Below are 1,115 nucleotides of genomic sequence, written 5' to 3'. Positions count from 1 at the left end.
AAAAGGAAATAAAAAAGAATTACCTTTTGGGTTGTACATAACTAACGCTGTACAAGAAGAAATTGGTTTACGTGGTGCCGAAATGATTACTCAAACCATTAAACCAAACGTGGCTATTGTTACTGATGTTACGCACGATACCACTACCCCAATGATTGAAATGAAAAAAGAAGGGCATTTAGAAATTGGTAAAGGCCCTGTTGTTGCTTATGCACCTGCTGTACAACAAAAATTACGTGATTTAATTATTGATACTGCTGAAGATAAAAAAATTCCGTTCCAACGTTCTGCATTATCTAGAGCAACAGGAACAGATACTGATGCATTTGCTTACAGTAATGGCGGTGTAGCTTCGGCACTTATATCTCTACCATTGCGTTATATGCATACTACCGTTGAAATGGTTCATAAAGATGATGTTGAAAATGTTATAAAATTAATTTATGAATCGCTTTTAAACATTAAAGACGGCGATACATTTAGTTATTTTGAATAATTTAAATTCCCGCGAAAGCGGGAATATTTTTTCTATTTAATTAAAAACATGGATGAACTCATAGACATTGTAGATGCTAACGGNACCAAAAAGGCTATTACCACAACACCTGCCATGTATGGTATTACACCAAAAGCGGCTCTATTTTATTGGCCCAACGTAGTGCAAAAAAAGCTATTTGCCCGTTAATGTGGGATGTATCAGTTGCAGGACATATTGATGCTGGCGAAACTGCAGAACAAGCAACTATTAGAGAAACAAAAGAAGAAATTGGGTTATCAATTACCAGCAATGAATTGTTTAAAATTGGTGTTTTCAAATGCTTTTCAAACTATAAAAATGGGTTAATAGATAATGAGTTTCACATCACCTTTATTGCTCAAATTAACACACCCATTAATAAGCTTACACCTCAAATTGATGAAGTTGATGCTTTAAAATACGTTTCAATTAATGAATTTCAAAAGCTAATTGATACCATTGGCAATAACAATAATCATTTTGCACCTTCAAACAAAACGTATTATCAAACTGTTCTAACAAAAATATCTCAAAAGCTCGCTTAATTAAATGCCGCTACTTTTACTTGCCATTGCTCCTGTTTTTGCTATAATTCTTT

1 protein-coding gene and 1 pseudogene are annotated in these 1,115 nt (G+C 33.6%); both read left to right on the top strand.

Annotated features, from left to right (window positions below):
- Window positions 1–496 (top strand): annotated as a pseudogene (locus FUA24_RS11040) (M42 family peptidase); the annotation flags it as partial.
- Window positions 497–645: 149 nt separating this feature from the next.
- Complete coding sequence (locus FUA24_RS11035; RefSeq protein ID WP_246147024.1) at window positions 646–1,062, top strand: NUDIX hydrolase; 417 nt, start codon at window positions 646–648, stop codon at window positions 1,060–1,062.
- Window positions 1,063–1,115 lie beyond the last annotated feature (53 nt).

It is taken from the genome of Seonamhaeicola marinus (assembly GCF_008085455.1).
Note: the sequence above shows the minus strand (reverse complement) of the source record. Positions and strands in the feature narration are given on the sequence as shown.